The 1381-nt window shown below is 63.4% G+C and carries 1 protein-coding gene; it reads left to right on the top strand.

The features are described from left to right. Positions 1-60 precede the first annotated feature (60 nt). Positions 61-1194 carry an NAD(P)/FAD-dependent oxidoreductase gene (locus tag QT222_RS08390; RefSeq protein ID WP_491476908.1) on the top strand — a complete coding sequence of 378 codons (1134 nt, stop codon included), beginning with the start codon at positions 61-63 and terminating at the stop codon, positions 1192-1194. The last annotated feature ends 187 nt before the right edge of the window (positions 1195-1381 follow it).

The raw sequence follows: 1381 nt of genomic DNA on the forward strand, positions 1-1381 counted from the left end.
CGCTGTCCTAGGCGCGCCCTCGCCGCCCCCCTCTTTTCACTGGCGCCCGAGGGGATAGCCATCCGTGTCCTGGTTCTCGGTGCCGGGTCCGCGGGCCCCACGCTCGCTCGCGAACTCGAACGCCGACTCCCCGCCGACGCCGACCTGACCGTGGTGAACGACTCGCCGTATCACCTCGTCCAGCACGAAGTCCACCGCGTAGTTCGGCACCCCTCCGTCGCCGACGCGATTCAGGTCCCGCTGGACGAAGCACTTCAGCGCGCCGAAATCATCGTCGACCGCGTGGAGCGTGTCGACCACGACGCTCGCGCCGTCGCCCTCGCTGGCGGTGAGACGCTCGACTACGACTACTGCGCCGTCTGTCTCGGCGCGGAGACCGCCTACTACGACATCCCCGGCCTCGAATCTCACTCGGTCCCGCTCAAGCGACTCGACCACGCCAAGGACATCCGCGCCCGCTTTTTCGACGACTGCGACGAGGGCGGCACCATCGTCGTCGGTGGGGCCGGTCTCTCGGGCGTCCAAGTTGCGGGCGAACTCGCTGCCCTTCGAGACGAGGAAGACGCCCGCACCGATATCGTTCTCATCGAACAGATGGATACCGTCGCGCCGACGTTCCCCGAGAACTTCCAGCGAGCAGTTCGTGATGAACTACTCGATAGGGGTGTCGACGTTCGGACGGAGACGACAGTCCAATCAGTCACCGAGACGACCGTCACAACCGACACCGGGTACCTCGACTACGACATGCTCGTCTGGACCGGTGGCATCACCGGCAACGGTGCGATGGCTGGTGAGCGGCCCCCCGTCAGAGCGGACCTCCGACTGGACAAGCAAACTTTCGTCGTCGGTGACGCCGCCCGTATTGTGGACGCCGACGGCGAACCCGTTCCGGCAAGCGCATCTGCGGCCCTCCGCGAGGCGAAAGTCGCCGCGAAGAACATCGCCGCACTGGTCGACTACGATGACTGCGGCGACGAGAACGACTTCCCTCCGCGACCCGAGCCGTACCGGTTCGAAGTCCCCGGTTGGATTGTCTCCGTCGGTGACGGCACAGTGGCGCAGGTCGGCCCGAGTATCTTCCGTGGCAGCGCCGCGAAGGCGATGAAAACGACAGTCGGAGCGGGACATCTCACTTCGGTAGGGGCCGTATCGCAGGCGGTCGACCTCGTCGAAGAGGAGTTGAACCCCTGAGATTCGTTGTGAACCGAACGGTGTAATCAAAAATCGCTGTTCACACCCAGATTGGGCGTTCGAGTGTCTGTTTATACGGCCATTTACTTCCGAACCTATCTTCGATGCTACCTACTCCGAATCCATCACCGTCATCCTCGTCATCTATCCCGAATCCATCACCGTCATCCTCGTCATCTATCCCGAA

It is taken from the genome of Haloferax sp. s1 (assembly GCF_058382125.1).